Annotated in this window: 18 protein-coding genes; all 18 read right to left on the bottom strand. The window is 54.3% G+C overall.

The annotated features are described in order from the left end of the window. Position 1 precedes the first annotated feature (1 nt). The gene (locus ACSAMP_RS05605; protein ID WP_418690808.1) at positions 2–913 is read right to left on the bottom strand and encodes a phage tail family protein; all 912 of its coding nucleotides are present in this window, start codon (positions 911–913) and stop codon (positions 2–4) included. Further along, on the bottom strand, positions 910–6,456 hold the full coding sequence (locus ACSAMP_RS05600) for a tape measure protein (protein WP_418690809.1): 5,547 nt from the start codon (positions 6,454–6,456) through the stop codon (positions 910–912). The genes ACSAMP_RS05605 and ACSAMP_RS05600 overlap by 4 nt, the downstream gene beginning before the upstream one ends. Next, positions 6,453–6,830, bottom strand: a complete 378-nt coding sequence (locus tag ACSAMP_RS05595) for an HK97 gp10 family phage protein (protein WP_418690810.1) — start codon at positions 6,828–6,830, stop codon at positions 6,453–6,455. Before ACSAMP_RS05595 ends, ACSAMP_RS05600 begins: the two co-directional genes overlap by 4 nt. Before the next feature lie 13 nt (positions 6,831–6,843). Then, positions 6,844–7,152 (bottom strand): hypothetical protein, encoded by a 309-nt coding sequence (locus ACSAMP_RS05590; RefSeq protein ID WP_418690811.1) that lies wholly within the window; start codon positions 7,150–7,152, stop codon positions 6,844–6,846. Positions 7,153–7,166: 14 nt separating this feature from the next. Then, the gene (locus ACSAMP_RS05585) at positions 7,167–7,541 is read right to left on the bottom strand and encodes a hypothetical protein (RefSeq protein ID WP_347526611.1); all 375 of its coding nucleotides are present in this window, start codon (positions 7,539–7,541) and stop codon (positions 7,167–7,169) included. Beyond that, the gene (locus tag ACSAMP_RS05580; protein WP_457799772.1) at positions 7,538–8,356 is read right to left on the bottom strand and encodes a CHAP domain-containing protein; all 819 of its coding nucleotides are present in this window, start codon (positions 8,354–8,356) and stop codon (positions 7,538–7,540) included. Before ACSAMP_RS05580 ends, ACSAMP_RS05585 begins: the two co-directional genes overlap by 4 nt. A 14-nt stretch (positions 8,357–8,370) precedes the next feature. After that, a complete protein-coding gene (locus ACSAMP_RS05575; RefSeq protein WP_147562162.1) occupies positions 8,371–8,913 on the bottom strand; it encodes a hypothetical protein in 543 nt (180 codons plus the stop codon). A 25-nt stretch (positions 8,914–8,938) separates the two neighbouring features. Next, entirely contained in the window at positions 8,939–9,334 is a 396-nt protein-coding gene (locus ACSAMP_RS05570) for a hypothetical protein (protein WP_147562161.1), read from the bottom strand. Between the two features lie 85 nt (positions 9,335–9,419). Then, complete coding sequence (locus tag ACSAMP_RS05565; RefSeq protein WP_147562160.1) at positions 9,420–10,076, bottom strand: hypothetical protein; 657 nt, start codon at positions 10,074–10,076, stop codon at positions 9,420–9,422. Positions 10,077–10,090: 14 nt separating this feature from the next. Continuing rightward, a complete protein-coding gene (locus ACSAMP_RS05560) occupies positions 10,091–10,399 on the bottom strand; it encodes a hypothetical protein (protein ID WP_147562159.1) in 309 nt (102 codons plus the stop codon). Beyond that, positions 10,380–10,706 (bottom strand): DUF7253 family protein, encoded by a 327-nt coding sequence (locus ACSAMP_RS05555; protein ID WP_227109800.1) that lies wholly within the window; start codon positions 10,704–10,706, stop codon positions 10,380–10,382. Before ACSAMP_RS05555 ends, ACSAMP_RS05560 begins: the two co-directional genes overlap by 20 nt. 27 nt (positions 10,707–10,733) lie before the next feature. After that, complete coding sequence (locus tag ACSAMP_RS05550) at positions 10,734–12,614, bottom strand: HK97 family phage prohead protease (RefSeq protein WP_418690815.1); 1,881 nt, start codon at positions 12,612–12,614, stop codon at positions 10,734–10,736. Next, positions 12,611–13,870, bottom strand: a complete 1,260-nt coding sequence (locus ACSAMP_RS05545; protein WP_418690816.1) for a phage portal protein — start codon at positions 13,868–13,870, stop codon at positions 12,611–12,613. The genes ACSAMP_RS05550 and ACSAMP_RS05545 overlap by 4 nt, the downstream gene beginning before the upstream one ends. 89 nt (positions 13,871–13,959) lie before the next feature. Beyond that, positions 13,960–14,178: a hypothetical protein gene (locus ACSAMP_RS05540; protein WP_418690817.1), complete on the bottom strand. Its 219-nt coding sequence runs from the start codon at positions 14,176–14,178 to the stop codon at positions 13,960–13,962. A 12-nt stretch (positions 14,179–14,190) separates the two neighbouring features. Then, positions 14,191–15,495 (bottom strand): DUF7211 domain-containing protein, encoded by a 1,305-nt coding sequence (locus ACSAMP_RS05535; protein ID WP_418690818.1) that lies wholly within the window; start codon positions 15,493–15,495, stop codon positions 14,191–14,193. Positions 15,496–15,523: 28 nt separating this feature from the next. Continuing rightward, positions 15,524–17,269 carry a terminase TerL endonuclease subunit gene (locus ACSAMP_RS05530; protein WP_457799771.1) on the bottom strand — a complete coding sequence of 582 codons (1,746 nt, stop codon included), beginning with the start codon at positions 17,267–17,269 and terminating at the stop codon, positions 15,524–15,526. Positions 17,270–17,280: 11 nt separating this feature from the next. Continuing rightward, positions 17,281–17,796: a DUF7211 domain-containing protein gene (locus tag ACSAMP_RS05525; protein ID WP_418690820.1), complete on the bottom strand. Its 516-nt coding sequence runs from the start codon at positions 17,794–17,796 to the stop codon at positions 17,281–17,283. Further along, complete coding sequence (locus ACSAMP_RS05520; protein WP_457799770.1) at positions 17,793–18,323, bottom strand: phage head-tail connector protein; 531 nt, start codon at positions 18,321–18,323, stop codon at positions 17,793–17,795. Before ACSAMP_RS05520 ends, ACSAMP_RS05525 begins: the two co-directional genes overlap by 4 nt. Positions 18,324–18,330 lie beyond the last annotated feature (7 nt).

Below are 18,330 nucleotides of genomic sequence, written 5' to 3'. Positions count from 1 at the left end.
CTCACACACCTCCGTAAGCCTTTCGATAACTGAAAGTCACCATCAGGTTCGTCTTGGTCTCGGCGGAATCGGTCGTGAAGTCAAAGATGTTGTCACCCGGCGTGATTTGGAGCCAGTCCGCGTCTTTGGCAAGCGCGCTGATGATGTTGATGTAGAATCCGTTTCGCAGCAACCGCACATACTTGTCGCCTTTGATCGTGGAGATGATGATGTCGTCCCCAGGTGCGAAAGCGATGCCCGTGATCGCGGCGATTTTGTCGGTGTCGATTGCCATGGATTCCTTGGTGGTTACGTTGTAGAGGGTGATGTCCGATACCGTCGCCACCGGATGCAGCGTGATGATCAGTCCAGTATCGGAGTCGCCCTCATAGTTGATGATCGCTCTGGAGTCGATGCGGATAATGCTGAACTCGATCATGGGTTCCGTCACCGATTCGTTGGAAAACGGGAACTCGAACTGCGCCGAAGCGTCCATGAAAAGCGTCGACGAACCGGACGCATCGTAGAAATACGGGTCGGGGCAGAGAATAGAGATCTGTGCCGTTTCCGCTTCGCTGAAAATGTCCGGTTCGTTCGACTCCACATAGCCCTCCGTCTGTACCTGCCGGTTATCGGTTTCGATCACCAGCTTCACCTTTCCCTTGACCGGGAAGAAGTGGTAGGTCTTCTGACGGCTGTCCTCAATGGTTGGCGCAAACATCATCGCCAGCGTAAGAACGATGTTGCGCTCCGTGGTTCTGGCTGAGGAATAGACGCTGCCGTCCATCGTTGCCAGCTCCGTGGTGTTGATGTTTGCCTTGCTCGGTCCCAGCCCCTCGATGGATTTCACGATGAGCCCGGACTCTTCTGGGTTTGCCAATGTCAGCTTCAGCGACTCGCCCTTGGGCGTTGTCACCGTGATCGCTTTGATCATGCTCTGCTCACCGCTCCTTTCAGCGCCGAGAACTGGTTCTTTGTCTGACGGTAGATGTCGAGACGGGAAAGCGCCTTCGGCGAATAGTTGTTCTGGGTAAAGGTGTAAGTATTTCCGGCTCTGGAACTGCCGGCGGTGTCTGTGCCGCGCTCCTCCTCTGGTGCCATGCCGATGCGGATAGTCGCAGCCTTGCTCTGACTCAGCAGAGAACTCAGACGGGTTGCGCCGTGCTCCACGCTGCTCAGGTCAAGAACCGGACGAATGGTTGGTTCGGCATCCAGATTGCCGTTGATGGCGTCGGACAGCTTGGAAACGATAGAGGTCGCTCCGGTCAGACTGCTTGTTGCCATATCGGCGGATTCCTTTTCCGCGCGGTAGGCATAGTCCCTCAGACCCTTTGCAAATCCAAGATCGGCGTACATACCCAGTTCCGCGAATTTCTTGGAGGGAGATGCCACCTCGATGGAAGCCATGGCTGCCGAATAAGCCGCCATCGCCATTTCCGCAGCTGCCGCAGCCGCCGCTTCAATGTTGCTCCGAATGCCCTGCACAAAGCCGTCCACCAGATACTTGCCACCTTGCACCCAGGTTGGGTACTGCTCATTGATCTTGGCAGAGCAAGTGGTTGCCAGCGTTTGCAGCGAATTGACCGCCTGTGGGGTGCCATTTTGAACGCCGGTCCCAATGCCCTGTGCCATGCTGGTGCCGATGCCGGTGGTCTGCGTGATAAGACCGCTGAAAGTCGACTGAACGTTGCTCTGATACGCTACCTGCACGCTGCCCATTGCCGCCGCGACTACCTGCTGAACGTCGATGTCCATATTAGACACCATGGAGTTGGGGTCCCAGCCGGAACGCTCCTGCGCCGCGGCCTTGATCTCATCCATGGTAAAGCCGAGACGAAGCAGATCGTCCTGAGACTCGTTGAGATAGTCGGCATAAGCCTGAAAGGCCGTCCGGTTCCGCTCCACCTCGGTCTGCTGGGCGCTTTGCAGTTCTTCGGCAAGTGTAGCAAGGGAAAGCTGCTCCTGGATCAGCTTGTTGTAAGCCTCCTGCGTTTTCTCGCTGGTGGCGCCAAGCGTTTCCAGAGTGTTCTGATACTCGCCCTGTGCCAACTGAACGCGGCTTGCCTGAAGTTCCAGCTTGTTGGCCAACAGGTTCATGTTCATGGCCGCTTTTTCCGCGCTGGTGGCGTTGGGGTTCAGCTTTTCCCAAAGCTGGTATTCAAGGTCGGCCGTAGTGGTGTCAAGGCTCAGCTTGTCCAGTTCGGTCTTGAACGCATTGACAATGTTCTTCGCTTTCTGTTCGGCGGCCTCCTCGGCGCTCATGTCACTCTTGATGCCCTCGGCAATACCCTGTACAATGTACCTGCCGACCTCCTCACGGAATACGACAGAGGGCGAGTGAATGCCGAGGAAATTCCGGATGCCGTTGAGCAGCGTAGTGCCGAGCTGCTCCATCGACTCCTTTGCGCTCTTGAGTTTGTTCTGAACGCCGTTGATCAGGCCGTCCACCGTGTACTGGCCGAGAGTCGTAAAGACTTTGGACGGCGAGTTGATGCCAAGGAAGTTCTTGAATCCGTTGATGGCATTCTGCGCTACATTCACGATTGCATCCTTGACTGCGTTCACGCCGCTGGAAATGCCCTTGACAAGACCGTTAATGATATGCCCGCCAAGGTTGACGACCGCCTCCACAAGCCTTGGGGTGTTCTCCTCAATAGCCTGTCCAAGCCCGTCGATAAAGTTGATGATAAGATCAAATCCGGCGTTGACCACCACCGGGATCTGCGCGGCTACCGCGTTGACAAATTCCAGCACCACGGAAACCGCAGTTTCCACGATCTGTCCAATGTTGTTACGGATTCCTTGCAGGAAATTAACGATGATGTCGCAGCCGGACTGAATGATTTGCGGAAGATAGCTTGCGATGGTGGAAAGAAGCTGCGTCAGCAGCATTGCCACCGTGTCCATGATAGCGGGGGCTGTTGCCTGAATGGCTTGCATCAAGGAGAGGATCACCGTCGTAGCCGCCGCGATCAACGCGGGAGCGGCAGACGCGATAGCCGTAGCAAAGGTAACGACGCCCTCCGCGATTTTCACCGCTACTGCTGGAATAAGGTCGGCAAAGCCGAGAACGATCATGCTCAGCGAAGCTACGATGCCGGTTGCCCCTGCTGCAAGGGATGCCGCCAATGCGGTGATGCCGACAGCCAGTGCGGAAATGCCTGCTCCGGCCGCCAGAAGTCCCGTACCGAGTGCCAATACGCCGACGCCGATCAGCGCCAGAGCGCCGGACAAGGCGAGAATGGCGGGAATAACGGGTGAAAGCACTGCACCTGCTACACCAATCACGGTGAAAGCGCCCGCCAGCGTGATAAGGCTCTTGGCGATCGCCTCGCCGCTCATAGCGCCCAGCAGACTCAGCACCGGTGCAAGGATCGCCAGCGCACCGGCCGCGACCAAAAGTGCCGCAGAACCGGCAAGCGTGCCGTTCATCAGGTTCAATGCCAAAGCCAGTTCGCCGAGTGCAATGCCAAGTGTCACCATGCTTGTTTCAACCTGATCCCAGGTCAGCTTTGCCAGCTTTCCGACCGAGTCGGCCACCAGTTCCAACGCCGCACCGACCACGACAAGGCCCGCGCCGACTGCGATGGTATTTTTCGGCATGACCTTCAGCGCAATAGCGATCTCAGCCAAAGCAACGCCCATTCCCGTCAGCCCCTGTACAAGCTGACCGGGGTCAAGAGAACCCAGATCGCCGATCGCAGAGGCGAAGATCTTAATGGATGCACCTACCAGAATAAGACCGGCTCCGATACCCACCATGTTCTGTGCGCCGCTGGTGAATTTCGTAAAGACAGCAAGACCGCCCAGCACCGCGCCGAGACCGAGAAGCCCCTGCTTCATGTTCTCCCAGTCCATGCCGCCAAGGTCGCTAACCGCGGAAGCCAGTATTTTGATTGCCGCAGCAAGTACAACGATGCCCGCCGCCGTGCTGATCGCACCGCTCCCGAACTTCGCTGTCCGGAGAAATACGTCGATCTCTGCCAGCAGCACGCCAACACCGAGCAGCCCTTGTTTCATCTCTTCCCATTTCATGCCGCCCAGTTCCGCGCAGACGGAAGATAGGATCTTGACCGCTCCGGCGAACAAAATAAGACTGCCTGCGCCCTTGATCATCTGCCCGCTGCCGGTGGACATCGCCTTGGACGATGCCACCACGATAGCCGACAATCCGGCGATTGCTACCAGTCCTCTGGAAACGCCCTCCCAGTCAAGACTACCGAGCGTAACCATAGCGCCGGCAAGAATTCCGATTGCAATGGACATGGCCAGCATGGCGGCGCAGGAACGGGTAATGCCTTTCTGCATCACGTCGATCTTGCTGAACACAGCCATGGATGCCATAAGATCGGCAAACAGCACCGTGATCGCGCCAAGAGAGGCTGCAAGCTTGTCGCTGTCGATAAAGGAAAGCGCCACCAGCGAAGCCGCCAGAATACCGACCGCCGTAGCGATCTTCATAAGCGTACCGGCTTTAATGTCCTGCTGCCACGCCTCGAAGCAGCCCTTGACACTGTCCAGAATGCCGACGATAGACTCCTTGATGCTTGCACCGGTGTCTACAAGGTCTTTCGCACTTTTCAGGAATTTCGTAATGCCGACGGCGATGGCGCTGAGGGAAATGCCGTTGAGCAGGTCGATGATCCCGCTGAAATTAGCGTTGCTCAGCTTGTCGATGATGCTTCCAGCAGCGGAGCCGAATGCGCTGACGATACCGCCGCCGATAGTTTTCAGCGCTTTGCCGATCGCCTCTATCATCTGATAGAATTTGGAATTGGAGAGCGATGCGCCGATGGATGCAAAAGCATCCGTAACCGCCGACTTCATGTCGCTGGCGCCGCTTCCGATCTGGCTCAGCCGTGTCTGCACGCGTTCCAAAAGCGCATGGAAAGTTTCAAAGCCAACAGCCGCCAGCTTTTCGCTGACAAACTGCTTCACCATTTTGATGCCGCTGATGATCGCACTGAGCGCCGCTGCAATTCCGTTGGCGATCGTGGTGAACAGTCCGCCCTCGCGGATCAGCTCCTCCACGTTTGTAACCATTCGTCCGGTTTCCCCGGTAAAGCCAAGGATGGTTTCCAGCAAAGCACCCGCTTCTGCCCGGACAGGGGCAAAGGCGTTCCATAAGGCGCCGAATGCTTCACCGATCAGTTCCACCGCGCCAAACAATGCCGAAAAGGTGTCTTTCAGGTTCTGCGATGCGGTGTCGCTCAGCTTCAGCTTGGAGGTAAATTTGGCGAAGGAGTCCGTCAGTTCGTAAATGCGCTGTGCCGTGACAGCGGGGAACATGGCGGTGAACGCTTCCTTAATCGGCTTGATGACGCTGACCAGCCCTTCAAAGGCGCTCTTCAGCCCCTCAATCAGCTTTGCTCTGCCGCCGAGGTCTTTCCAGCCCTTCAGCAGTTCGTTGCGCGCATTTGACTGCGCATCAATAAACCCGCCGATGGTGGTGCTCAGACTGGTCCACAGGACCTTTGCCTCCTCAAAGTCGCCGAACAGGATCTCCCATGTCATGGCCCAGCCGGAACCGACCGCTTCCTTCAGCGTATCCATAAGCTGACTGAAAGTCTTAACGTCCTGTGCCGCTGCGAACGCCTTTTTACCGATCTCAGTCGTTTCGTCGGCGTACTGGCGCAGCGTTCCGACCAGCGCATCTGTCGTCATCCACTGGTCCTGCAAGCTGTCGTTGAAGCCGTGCGTCGCGTCGATCACATTGCCCTTGACCGTCTTATACATGCCGTCGGCAGTCTTTGTCAGTGTGCCGCAGGCTACGGCGGACTCCAGAAGCTGTGTCTTGAACTCCACTGTCGCCATGTTGGCGTTTTCGATGGACTTCCAGTCGATCAGCTTGACATAACCGGCGCTCAGCGCCTGTGCAAAGTTATACATGGCACGGGAGGCTTCATTGGTGTTTGCGCCGGAGACCGCGGCCACGTTGGAAACGCCCTGAATGGCCATGACGGCATCTTCCAGCCCGACACCCGCATTGGTGAATTTACCGATGTTGGAGGTCATGTCCTGAAACGAGTAGATTGTCTTATCAGAATAAGTGTTCAGCTCGTTCAGGTATTTGTTGACTTCCTCCAGCGATGCTCCGGTGCTCATCATGATGGTCTGGATCGAACCCATTTTCAGTTCGTATTCGTCAAACCCCTGTGAGATTGGCGCAATGGTCAAAGACTCTATCATCCGTTTTCCAGCGTTGACCGCCGAATTGGTGATGTTGGCGAGGGCGGTTATACCCATGACCTCCAGCGCCGAAAAGCGCGCCTTGACTGTTTCCACGGCGTCGGACACACCGGACATATCAAACCGCTTGGCCGTTGCATTGACATTTTCAAGCCCTTTGGTAGCGCCCTCCAGATTCAGGCTCTGTTTCAGCTTTTCCAGCGTAGACAGGCTCGTCTGCACGTTAGCTTCAAACTGCTTGTTGTCAAATCGCATTTCTACGACTCTTTCGTCAACCGTCGTGCTCATGTCTTTGTAACCTCCCTCCATGCGTCATTTGCAATGCGGTCAAAAATGGGCTGGATCGCAGGGTTGATGTAATCTCGTCCCTGTACCCAGCCTCCGGTCCCCGTTCCATGCCCGTATTGCAGAATGATGGCAATGGGGACACCATTTTGAATGTTGGAATTGTTGAATGTGATCGTGGCGACGCCGCCCCGGTTCGCGACCTTGTAGGACCACGATTTAGCCGTCAAACCCGAATCGACAGGCGTTGCGGCAGCCAGAGCGGCCACGCCGGCCTGACCGTATTTATCGAGGTCGCCAAGCTTCACCGCTTCCTTGGCCCGTTCCAGAAACCGCGTCAGTCTGGAAAAGTCGCCCTGCTGTCGAAATGTGATCATTCCGGCCTCCTGTTTATTCTGCTTTCTTCTGGAGTCCTTTCAGAACTTCCTGAAGCTTATCAAAGCCGAACATTGCGGCATAAGCCGCCATGAACCCGACAACGATTGCACCGACAACCAGATACCAGGTCAGTACAATGCCGTTCATCTGCGCGTAAGCGCCTCCGGACGCAAGCGTCAGCGCCTCGGCGATGATAAGTGCCAGAAGATTAGTCGGGATCTTATCCCATGTGATCTTTTTCAGAACCTGCACGATGATATTGGTCATCACCGTGATACCGGCAATAATGCTCAGCAGTACCGAAAGATTTAGTGCATCCATAATGCGTTCTCCTCCTAAATAGCGGGGCTCTCTTCCGAACCCTCTTGATTGGCGGTCGTGAAACCGGCAGCTTTCGCGGCTGCGTATTTAATGCCCTCTCCGTCAGCTCCGCAGTTTTCGATCGTGCTCTTTGTCACGATTTTCCCCAGCACAAGACTGGCCGCGGTCCCGATTGGGGTAAAAACCACCGTCCAGCACATTAGCGCGCCGGTATAACCGGTTTGAATACTCTCTCTGGCAAGATAAAAGCCGCCGATCAATCCCGCCGCAAGAAATGCGATAATGTAAAGCGCCAGTCGGTTGGTAAATCCGAGTCCGGCAAGATGGTCGATCACGCTGCGGCGCTTCTTTTTGGCAAGGCGCTTTCCATGCAGAGAGATCATCGTCATGCCAGCCCGTATTTTCGGGCAAAGCGGTAAAGAAGCTGGGCAGCCTGCTCACGGGTCAGGAAATCCTCCCACATCATGTTCGGCTGTCCGTCTTTAGCGCAGGTGCCGTTTCCGGCGAAAAGGCCCTCCCGAATGGCAAAGTCCCTCGCCTCCTGGCTCCAGCTTCCGCTGTCGTTGTCCCGCAGGTCACCGCGGTATTTGCTCATCGAAGTGGCAAACATCTTGTCAAAAGTTGCCTGGTCCATGTCGTCTTCCTCCTCTGTGATGATGGAATAGTCAGGGCGGCCGTAACCGCCGATCTTCTCGTAGCTCAATGCGTAGGACTTGTTTCGGACGCAGCCACCGTTTTCCACAACGCCCACCGCGCTGGAGGTATTACCCTCAATGGTGTAGACCCGTCCATTCTCCACCTTTTCCACAAGACCGGTGTGGTAAAAAGACTTGCCGCCATCCTTTGAGAAGAAGATCTGATCTCCGCTCTGCGGGTTTTGGGTGAAGAAACGGCCGAGATTTTTGTAGTAGCGCACGCTCTCCGTGCATCCTGCGCCGTAGCCGTCGAGAATCTGCCCGGTCATCACCAGCGTCTTCTCCAGTCCAAAGGTCTTGACAAAACACCAATCGCAGAACATATCGCACCAGGCGTAGCCGTTTTTCGGCCCGTTGTATAAACCGAGCGCATCCAGATCTCTTGCATACTTGGTCCAGTTACGGTCTCCGGCATTGGCCGTTTTGTCGTCAAGCTGTGCGTTGCTCGCTTTTTCCAGATAACCGATTTCGGCTCTTGCTGTGGCGATCAGCCGCTGCTGAGCAGTCATAGCCGCATTCCTCCTTATCCCTTTGTGTTGAGTTGTTTTCTGCGCGCCGCGTTCAAGGCGGCGTTCCGCCTCATGATGTCGCCCTGACTCTTCCGCTTCGGCTTCCGGTTCTTGACCTCGCATACCTTGATCAAGGTCAAAAGCCGGTTCAAATGCCATTTCTGGTATTCCGGCGGGATGTTCAGTGCGATCATCCAGTAATAGATCAGCTCCGCCGTGATCTGCTCACGCCCCGGCCGTCCGTTTTTCTCGTCGGAAAAGCGGGTTGCAGTCATGGGCGCTTCGATATAGCGGTTGATCTCCTCGATGTTGGCATCGGTAAGGCGGTTGTAAACGTCGGGGTTCACGTTCTGCGTCAGCGTCATGCATTTTACATAGTAAATGGTCTCCTCAAGCGTCTTTTCCTGCTTGGAGAGAAACGGCTTGCAGAATTTGGACTCCCATTTTGAAAGAGAAACAAGAGAATGCTCCAGTTGAAGCGTCTGCTCCTTGGTATAGCGGAACTCCTCTTTTCTCTCATCCCAGAATTCCATTTCCGGAATCGTGATTCGGAGCATCTCTTATCCTCCATTTCCTTCGTTGTCAGTTCGTTGCCGCAGGCTGTGCGTGGACGCTGTCCATCTGCTTCGGCAGCACCTGGTTGATGAAAGCCGCGGCCTTGTCCGCATCGGTCGCCAGGGACATGAACAGCTCAGAGTAAGCCTCCGTCTGTGCAAAAGCCTCCGCGATCTCCTTGGACTTCATCAGGCGCTTGCCGTCGGGAGACTTTTCGCCGTATGCCTTCAGAATGAATTCCTTGAATACGGTGACCAGTGTCGGCGTATCCTGCGCGGAAATGATCTTGCGGATCATCTCGGTGTACCCGCCGGTGGTGCCAAGCTCCATTTCCATGACCTCGGCCTTATTCAGATTGAAATAAAAGTCCTCCGTGCGGATCACGTTGTTATAATCAGTGTAAGTGATAGGGTATTTCAGCATAGTGGGTTTCTCCTTTCAAAAGTAAAAAGTTGGGGAGCCGCCCGCCAAACGGAATACGACTCCCCGGTTTTCATAATTCAGTGCATCAGGCAACGTTCAGAAGCTGCGCGATCTCATCAGGCAGAGGCAGACGAGGCTCGGTTTCGGTGTCGCCGAACAGGATCTTCTCCAGCTCGGCCAGCTTCGTGGGGTCGGCCTTGGTGGAGTCGATGGTCAGGGAAGCGGTAGGCTTGTGGCCGGTGACATTGACCGGGGTGGTGCTCAGCTCCCAGCTGAAGGTGATGGCTTCGGGGTCCTCGTTGATGGTGTTATACGCCTTTTCGGACGGAGCGGCGGTTGCGCCGTAGATCAGATGCAGCTTATAGCCGTGCTCATTGCCGTCAACATCGTTGCCGATGACCGTGCGGTAGACCATGCCGAAGACCTTGCGGTTCTGCTGGCCGATGGTCGCACCCTTCACCAGTTCAACGCTGCCGTCGCACTCGGCGAATTCATCGGGATAAGTGTAAGCCTCAACTGTAGCGCCGAACTTCTCCGCGCCCACCAGACCGAGGTACTTCATGTTGTCGGCATAGATGTCGTTGACGTCCGCACCGGAGGGGCTTTCGGTGACGGCGGTCAGACCGTTCCACGCGACGCCCTTGGAATAAACGCCGCCGGTCTGAATGGGATAAAGAACGCCGTGGTCAACGCCCGTTTCATACAGACGCTTGCCGGACTGGTCCCAAACAAGTTTACTCATAATTTAGATCCTCCTTAATAGTAGAGTGTGAATACATCATGGTTCAGATTGTCCTGCTCATAGTGCCGGCTAAACTGACAGGTGGGCAGGGAAGCGATTTTTTCGATCAGCTCACTATCAGGATTTGCGTCGATCGCAATGACCTGATAGCGCCGGTTGGAAAGATACACCCCGTCATCGGCGTGCTTGTTCTCGATATAGTCGAGATTGTAGACGATGGCGGGGTATCTCATTTTTACCGATTCGGGAGGCTGGAAATAGACATGCCGTGAACCAAGAAGTCCGCACAGCAGCTCATGCAGCTCAAGTCGCCTGTTTGCCATTGTAAACACCTCCCAGTGTCAGGATCAGCCGCGGATACTGAACCTCTACCTTGCTGATCTTCCATTTGGCACCCATAAATGCAACATACCGCATGGAGTGGAAATTCGCATTGGCATACGGGTCTGCCACAATGCTGATCTCATTGGCAACATTGATGTCGTCGTTCAGATCGCCGGAGTCCTGAAGCCGGCGCATATTCCGCGTCAGATCGCCGTAGTAACTCTGCTCCGCGATCTCCTCGGTCCACACGCCCGGAGCAGTCTCCTTTGTCACGGCATAGCCGATCACGCCATAAAACTTCGCCATTTTGAATTTCCCTCCGATCTGCCGGTATTAGACGTTGCTATCCGTCTGAGAAGAGCTGTCGCTGCCGGAGGGAGTCTTGGTAACATCCTCTTCCAGCGCAATAGCGGAATACACGCGGGTCAGCGCGCCGCTGATGCGGGTCTCAATCAGATACTTCTCCTGGTTGAAGTCGATGTCGAACTGGTTGAAGCGGGTGATCTCACCGCCCTTGGTCGCGCCGATCTGATAGTCGTCCATGTTAACGAAGATGCCCAGCAGCTTCTTTGTCTTGGGAGAAACATCCTTGGTGGTGCGGGTGCGGCCCTCGAACTGCTCGGCGGTATAGATGTTGCCGACGTTCAGCGCGGCAGCCAGATCGCTCTTGGAGTCATAGATGCGGCGACCATTCATGTCGCGGGCCAGCAGCATGATGTTCAGCAGATGCGGCGTGCAGTAGAAGTCAGGAGTACCATGACCCTTATACTGCTCGCGGGAATACAGAGCGGCGGTGATGATGGCCTCAGCATAGATGTAGTTGGTGCCGAAGCTTGCGCCGGTGTTGCTGCCCTGAAGTTCAGCCTTGGCAGCGGCGAAGTCCACATCCGTGTGGATGGTGTAGAGCTCATCATCGTGCCAGATGGAGCGGATGTGCTCCTCGCTGATCTTGGCCTCATCGCCGTCCTCGCGGCCGTCGCCGATCATGATAGCGGTGGCGATCTCTTCGTTCAGGTTGGAACGCATGATGCCGTACTGATACTCGACCACGTCGAAATCGGTGATGTCGACGATGTCATCGCGGTTCAGTGCATCCTTGCGATACACCGTCTGCGGGTCAGTGGTGCGCTTGAGCAGCTTCACGTTGGGGGCGACTGCCTTCTTCTTGGTCTTCTGATAGCCGCTGCCGCGAACGGTCACGTCACGGGCATCCGTCTGGCGGGTGCGGATACGGCTGATGGGGCTCTTATGAGCCTTGCTCATCACAACGTCCACCCAGCCCTGATCACGCAGCAGCACTTCGGGCGCGCCGGGGTAAACGTCCTTGTAATCGGGAAACAGGGTGTCAATGTCGTCGATGCCGTGCGCCAGTTCCTTGTTATTCTCGGCATACATGGAAATGGCGTTCTGGAGCGTGCCGACGCTCTTATTCTTGGCAAGACCGATGATGCTGGCCTGATCGGAATGGCTCAGCTCAAAGGACTGGTTGTCGCCGGTCTGGTCGAAAATGTTCTTCTTCATAGAATTGTCTCCTCCTTCAAGATCGGAATGTTTTGCGGACTTGTCGTCCTCGTTGGTTTTGGCAGCATCTTCGAGAGCCTGTCCCATCAGGGCATAGACCACAGTCTTCTGCTCTTCGGTAAAGGTCTCGAACACATCGGCCAGAGTTTTGTTGTCCTCGGCCTTCTGATCCTCTTTCTTCTCGCCATCAGCAGAAGTATCGTCCTTTTTCTCGTCCTCGGCCTTCTTCTTGCCGTCGTCGGCGTGATAAAGGCTGATCTCCTCTCCGGTATAAATAATGGCCTCTTCCTCGTTCTCCTGCCCATGACACATGACAGAGTCGATGTAGGCGCCGGGGTTTGCTCCGGCCAGCACAAGGCTGACCTCTCTGATCGCGCCGTGCAGAACATCCGCCCCCTGCTGCTTGAGCTGGTTGGCATAAATACTCAGCGCGGATACGTCGCCGTGCTCCACAAGAAGCTTGGCGTTGCGGCCGGATTCCGTTTCGTTGAATGTGCAGTAGGCGTAAACGCCGTCCTCACGGTTCTCCAGCAGCGCATGGCCCAGAACATTCATTGCATCGTTGTGCTGATGGTTCCAGACCAGCGGGACCGTCTGCCCGTCATTGCTCTTGAATGCGTCCTTGCGGATCGTGCGTCCATCGGAGCATTTCAGATCGTTACGGGTAGCCCAGCCACTGAAATCGTACCTCATTTTGAATTTCCTCCTTCAGTTTGGTTGTTGTCGGTCGTTTCTTCAGTCGGCGCTTTCGCGGCTTCACTTCCGTTCGCTTCGCTCACATTTCTGTTCCGTAGCTCGTCTGCCTTGGGGTCTGCGGACGGTTTCAGACCGATAATCTGGCGCATCTCATTGGGCGACAGGATCTCGTTTCTGGTGAATTTGTCCGCAATCTCGGCCAGCTCGGATACCGGGACCAGCTTGAACGGATCTCTGAAGAATGCGATCGACTGGAACTGCGACCGGGCAGTTTTGGTGAGAAACTTTCGTTTCATTTCGTCAGCGATGGCTGATACGAAGGGCTCGATCGTCCGGCTGTAATAGTTCAGCATCGTCTTGTCGTCGGCCGTTCCATCCATGATCTCCTGAGTGATACCCAACTGGCTGTAAAGCATACTCGTCAGGTATTCGATCTGGTGCATCAGGTTGTTCTCGACCGAACGGTTCAGTTGCGTGATGCGCTCTGTACCATCGGTATAGGCGATCCCGTACTTTGACCCGGACAATTGGTCTTCGATATCCTTACGGCGTTTTTCAGCCTGTTGACGTCTTGCGTCGGTCTTGATGACATAGGGGAGCTGGATAATCAGGTCCAGCTTTCCGCTTCCGCTCTGCTCGTCGATCACATCCAGAAGTGCCAGCTTCCTTGCCAGACGCTGCATGGTTGAGTTCGGCTCATTCATCACGGCGAACAGTGGGTTTTCTACAATTCCGATCTGGCTTTTCTGGAGCATGATCTCTTCCTTGTTGCCCGTTCGGTCGTTGTAGATACGGACCCGCACATACTGCGGATACCACTCCAGAATCTTACCGGTTCGCATGGTGTTGATCTCGTAGGAGCTGCTTACGGTTGGATCAACCGTAGTGTCCACGGGAACGATCGCCACCACGCCCTCGTCCATCATGGACATGGCAATGTCCTGCACAAAGCCTCTTCCGGTCTGATCAAGGTTGGCCTCCAGTGTCAAACACCGGTTTAATCCGGAGTCCATGGCAGAAAGAAAGCGGCCGTTCGCATCCAGCCTCACATGCTGAATGGAAATAGCCGCGACATCCATGGCAATTCGGTTGTAAACACTGGTGACGATGGAGCGCTCGTTTCCCCTCGTCAGTCTCGGCCGATCCGGACGGTAGGAATAACTTGCGCCGTAATCCGCAGTGCGGTAGGTAGGCGACCGGTTCATGAAGGCATTCCAGGCATGTTTCAGCCGGCTGCCAAACGATTCATCCATTGCTTCACCACCTCTTGTAAAATGGATTTTGTCGTAAAACAAAAAAAATCCCGCAGGTCGGTTAAGACCTACGGGAAAAGACTGGGTTATTATTTGCTGCTCTCTTTCAGTATCTTGCTGCCAAGCTCCTCGGTGATTTCAACACCCGGATGCTTTTTCGCATAGTCCATGATTGGAGCGGCCAAGCCATCATCCATCATGGGGCTGCAAATCAGCATCTTCTTAGTCTTCCGAACGCTAAGGACAATACCGACCAAGCTGGCTGCAAGTCCGGCATAGGGAATATACCGAAGAAAATTCCGGTTCATAGCAATGCCTCCTTATTTGTAATAATTATCGAGAATTTGATCGTATGACAGATTTGTTTCGGGGTGGTGCTTGCGGTATTTCTGTACGATCTTGTCGTTCTCCTGCCCGTGAAGGGCTTTCTGTCCAACGGCAACCAGCCCGGCAGAACCGGCAATTCCAGCAGCAGAAGGCACCAGCGATTTTACGGTAATGTCCATAATTCCTTTGGAATAAGCCTTCTGAATTTCTTCATGACCGACTTCCCGAACGCTGTTCACCGCAGCTTTAGATGCCGCATTAAAAGCAATCATCGGTTTGGAACTCATATAGCCGCTGTATTTCTTGTCGTTTACATCCATGATAGCATCATATCCGAGAGATTTCAACTTATTGTAAAACCCGGAATTAACGGCAGAAGAAGTTGGTAGATTGTGGTCCACCAGCGTCAAATTCAGCGCATTATAGACCTTTCCGTCGATCTTGCCTTTTGACAGGGATTTCAGACCCTCGCGGACAACACGATTTTGCTTATCGGAAGCATAGCGTCCAACGGAGTCGGACAGATGTTGCTCTAAAGTCTTCCGATACGAAGCATCCTTACTCACCAAATCGGACAGAGCTTTTGTTGCAGACTTTTCGGACGCCACTTTCATGGCCTGGTTTACTCCGATTTTGGTTTCATAAACCTTTCGCCCGCTGTTCTCGATCTGCATACCGTAAAGGCCTCGATACTTGGTATTGTCCCCCTTTGTCATAGAGAAATAGAATGCATCCGAAACGCCCTTATTGCTGTTGCCTGACATATTCTGCAACTCGGTTCCAGCTTTGATAAACTTATCGACTGTCTTATCGTAATGCTTATATGCAACATAAGCAGTTGCGGCGGCAATCGTTACACCGGCGGTAGCGGCAATAATCTTCTCGGTCCTAACGCGCTTATAGGCTGCAACAGCGGCTTCCTCTTCTGACATTCCTTTCGACCGATACTCCTCTTCAAGCTTTAACCGATGCTTAGACTTCTCCTTGGTTTCTACATTCAGCTTTTCCTTGACTTTTTCGGAGCTCAGTTTTTCTTTGGCCCAGTCGACTCGATTGGTCGCTTTCAGCAAATCATTTGTTGCCTTTTCGTTATAGACCATTCCGCCAAGAGTCGCCTTGTTGTATGCGGCTGCGGCGGCCGCCTTTTGCTTCTTTGCTTGCTCGACATTAGCTGTTGCTCCGCCGATATCTGTGTCATATCGCTTCCTGCCCGCGGAAGTCAGGCTGCCGTCCTTGTTCTGATAACGGCGAACGCCCCACTTCATGCCGAGAATTCCATGGTGAGAAAGTTGGTTCACACAGTACCCCCCCCCAACAATTTAGTGATTATTCAAATGCGTCCCGGTTTGCCTTGAATGCAATATAGGCATCCATCATTGCGGCCACCGAGTCGATCTTTTCCTCATGCCGCTGCTTGAGCAGCTTGCGGTTTCCGTTGGTATCCTCCATGGCGATGCAGTTTCCCATGGCAAAGGTCATCAGCTCCTGGTCAAAGAGTAGCATCCGCTCCTCCGCCAGCTTCTTCAGTTCGCCCAGAGGGACTGACTCTGTCTTAGCGCCCTGAATGACCTTTTCAATCCCAAACGGGCCGTTTTCCTGCGCCCACCGCTCGATGAATTCCTTGGCATTATAAGGGTCGTATCCGATGCAGCGCACATCGAATTGATTCTCCTCGATAAACCGGTCAAGGTCGTCGTAGACATCCATCATGTCAAGCACCGTTCCGTCCAGCACGATTAAACTGCCTTCGTGCATGAAATCGTCGTACTTGCTCCGCAGAGCCAGCGGAAGCTGCATCAGCGTCAGCGAGGAAATGTAGTTGATGGTCTTCACACCAAAGCTTCCGCCGCGAAGCGGAAACAAAAAGGTGAACGCGCAGAAGTCGTCGCCTCTGGAAAGGTCGCATCCGATCGCGCATGGCATTCCGTAGAACCGCTGTATCCGATGCGGCAGGGTTTCCTCATAGGTGAAGTAGTAGGTATAGCCCTCCATCGGAAGCCCAAAGCGCTTGGCAAGAATGTCGTTTCTCGCCGCAGGCGCCTTTTCCGCTCGCTCTACATCCAACTGATAAACCTCATAACTTACGGTCTTTCCGATGTTCGGATTGGCCTTGAGCCACATATCAGGGTCGCCGACTTCATCAATGGAGTCCAGCTTGTACCACCAGATAGACACATGCGGGTTGTTGTACTCGCCCTTGAGAATGTCCATCAGCTCCATTTTGATGGTGTCGCCCGGCCCGTTTCGTACCGTACCCTCCGAACTGACCGCAATGATAAGGTAATCGTCATTCTTGGATGCGCCCTGCTCCAAAGCGCCGATTACATCCTCCCGCACATCGCCGGACAGCCATTCATCCACAGTGTTGATACGGCTGTTCAAGCCTTGCAGCTTGTCGATAGACATTGGACGGATCTCAACAAGAGAGCCGTTGAAGAAATTCTCGATGCCCTTCTTGGTCGAAGCCAGCTTGACCCGCTCGGCGCGATTGCCGGTGGTGTTCTGGATAGAGCCTTCCGTCAGGAATTGAAACAGCGGACCTCTCGACCGCAGAATGCTTGTCCGCATCGGCGCGAGGACTTCCTCGGCCTGCCGCATCGTCGGCGAAGTATGCACCTGATGCGTTGTGGACATATCTACATTCAGATAGTAACTCTGGATGTAGGACTCATACTGCGACTTGGCGGCGCCGCGGGCAACGATCAGGTATTGCTTGTTGATAAGCCGTTTCTTGATGGATTTGCGGACGTAGTGCCCGCCGTGCCCATCTTCATTCGGCTCATACACGCTGCGCTCCACAAAGTAATACCAACCAAAGACCTGTTCGCCCCAAAGCTTAAAGCTGTCGAGCAGCTTCAGGTCAGAGCCGTCAGTCAGCGTCAATTCTTCTTCGCAATACTTGATCCAGCCCTCTACCACTTCGCCGTCGTAATAGATGCCCGGGTTGGCGATCAGGTCATCAATTCGATTCATCTCCATGGAAATCTCTTTGTTGACTGGAATCTCTCCGCGCATCACGGCATCCCGAAACATGCCGTAATACTTTGGAACGGCTGTATTCGATAATGCCACGAATGCTCACCTCAGCCCTTTAGTTCTTTGATTGCCAGCGCAATGCCCAGCGCAGAACTTCCAACTGTCAGCACGCCTCCTGCCACCTCAAGCGTCTCTCTGACAGCAGTACGTCCTTTGGATACCTTGGCTGCTTCCGGCTTGGCGAACAGATCATTGTACTGCCGTTCCAGCAGTTCGCGGTTGATCTGCGCCCGCATCTCCTGATCGCTCATCTTAGAAAGGTCCATACGAGTCTTTCTGGCTTTCGGCGCGCTGCTTCGCTCGATACTCTTTGCCTGATTGACAAGGCCCGAACTGGTGTCCACAAGCCGCTTGCTCCGCTCCAGATCTTCCTTAGCCCAGCGCTTCGGGTCCGGCGTGCTGACGTCAATGCGGTTTTCCTTCTTCTTGGCAGCGTTCTCACGTTGGTCGCGGTCGTACCGCTTTTGACCCGCAGAAGTCAGACTGCCGTCTTTGTTCTGATAACGGCGCACGCCCCACTTCATGCCGATAACGCCGTGATGTACTAATGTCGGGTTATTCATCTTAGATTTCCCTCCCTTGCGATGTAGGCAGTTTTCCCTGCGGAGGTGTTCGAGGTCTCAAAATATGGAACTTCCGCTACAACAACATTCTCATCGAGTACCTTGTTGGCAGTCTCCAATGTCTGCGAGGAAAACGCTTTGGGAACGACCTCGTATTCTCCGGTGTAGGGATCGGCGTCGCCACCGCTTGTATTCTCTGTTTCAGCTGCGACCTGAATCCGCCACTCCAGCTCAGATATCTGCGCTTTCGTCGCTTCCAGAACAGCAGCCACCAGCGGTGGGTCGAAAATCAGCTTGACCTTCAAACTCATGTAAGTCTTGACAAACTGAAGTGTCTCGCCGTTGGGGATATAATCGTCCCATGCCACGCTGCTGTCGCTGATTGAAAAGCCTTTGGAGGGGCCGACACCAAGTTGTGTCAGAATGGAGAATACGGAGTTGATATGGAAAACGAGAATGTCGTCGAAATGAGTGTACTCTGCTCCGATCCCCAACGACTTCTTGATAGAAGTCAGGATACTCTCCATAACTTGC

This window comes from Flintibacter sp. SJQ-8 (assembly GCF_054108085.1).
Note: the sequence above shows the minus strand (reverse complement) of the source record. Positions and strands in the feature narration are given on the sequence as shown.

Excerpts from the sequence above, each read along its gene's own strand:
- ACSAMP_RS05605 (WP_418690808.1), bottom strand. The coding sequence starts at position 913 with ATGATCAAAGCGATCACGGTGACAACGCCCAAGGGCGAGTCGCTGAAG.
- ACSAMP_RS05600 (WP_418690809.1), bottom strand. The coding sequence starts at position 6,456 with ATGAGCACGACGGTTGACGAAAGAGTCGTAGAAATGCGATTTGACAAC.
- ACSAMP_RS05595 (WP_418690810.1), bottom strand. The coding sequence starts at position 6,830 with ATGATCACATTTCGACAGCAGGGCGACTTTTCCAGACTGACGCGGTTT.
- ACSAMP_RS05590 (WP_418690811.1), bottom strand. The coding sequence starts at position 7,152 with ATGGATGCACTAAATCTTTCGGTACTGCTGAGCATTATTGCCGGTATC.
- ACSAMP_RS05585 (WP_347526611.1), bottom strand. The coding sequence starts at position 7,541 with ATGACGATGATCTCTCTGCATGGAAAGCGCCTTGCCAAAAAGAAGCGC.
- ACSAMP_RS05580 (WP_457799772.1), bottom strand. The coding sequence starts at position 8,356 with ATGACTGCTCAGCAGCGGCTGATCGCCACAGCAAGAGCCGAAATCGGT.
- ACSAMP_RS05575 (WP_147562162.1), bottom strand. The coding sequence starts at position 8,913 with ATGCTCCGAATCACGATTCCGGAAATGGAATTCTGGGATGAGAGAAAA.
- ACSAMP_RS05570 (WP_147562161.1), bottom strand. The coding sequence starts at position 9,334 with ATGCTGAAATACCCTATCACTTACACTGATTATAACAACGTGATCCGC.
- ACSAMP_RS05565 (WP_147562160.1), bottom strand. The coding sequence starts at position 10,076 with ATGAGTAAACTTGTTTGGGACCAGTCCGGCAAGCGTCTGTATGAAACG.
- ACSAMP_RS05560 (WP_147562159.1), bottom strand. The coding sequence starts at position 10,399 with ATGGCAAACAGGCGACTTGAGCTGCATGAGCTGCTGTGCGGACTTCTT.
- ACSAMP_RS05555 (WP_227109800.1), bottom strand. The coding sequence starts at position 10,706 with ATGGCGAAGTTTTATGGCGTGATCGGCTATGCCGTGACAAAGGAGACT.
- ACSAMP_RS05550 (WP_418690815.1), bottom strand. The coding sequence starts at position 12,614 with ATGAGGTACGATTTCAGTGGCTGGGCTACCCGTAACGATCTGAAATGC.
- ACSAMP_RS05545 (WP_418690816.1), bottom strand. The coding sequence starts at position 13,870 with ATGGATGAATCGTTTGGCAGCCGGCTGAAACATGCCTGGAATGCCTTC.
- ACSAMP_RS05540 (WP_418690817.1), bottom strand. The coding sequence starts at position 14,178 with ATGAACCGGAATTTTCTTCGGTATATTCCCTATGCCGGACTTGCAGCC.
- ACSAMP_RS05525 (WP_418690820.1), bottom strand. The coding sequence starts at position 17,796 with ATGAATAACCCGACATTAGTACATCACGGCGTTATCGGCATGAAGTGG.
- ACSAMP_RS05520 (WP_457799770.1), bottom strand. The coding sequence starts at position 18,323 with ATGGAGAGTATCCTGACTTCTATCAAGAAGTCGTTGGGGATCGGAGCA.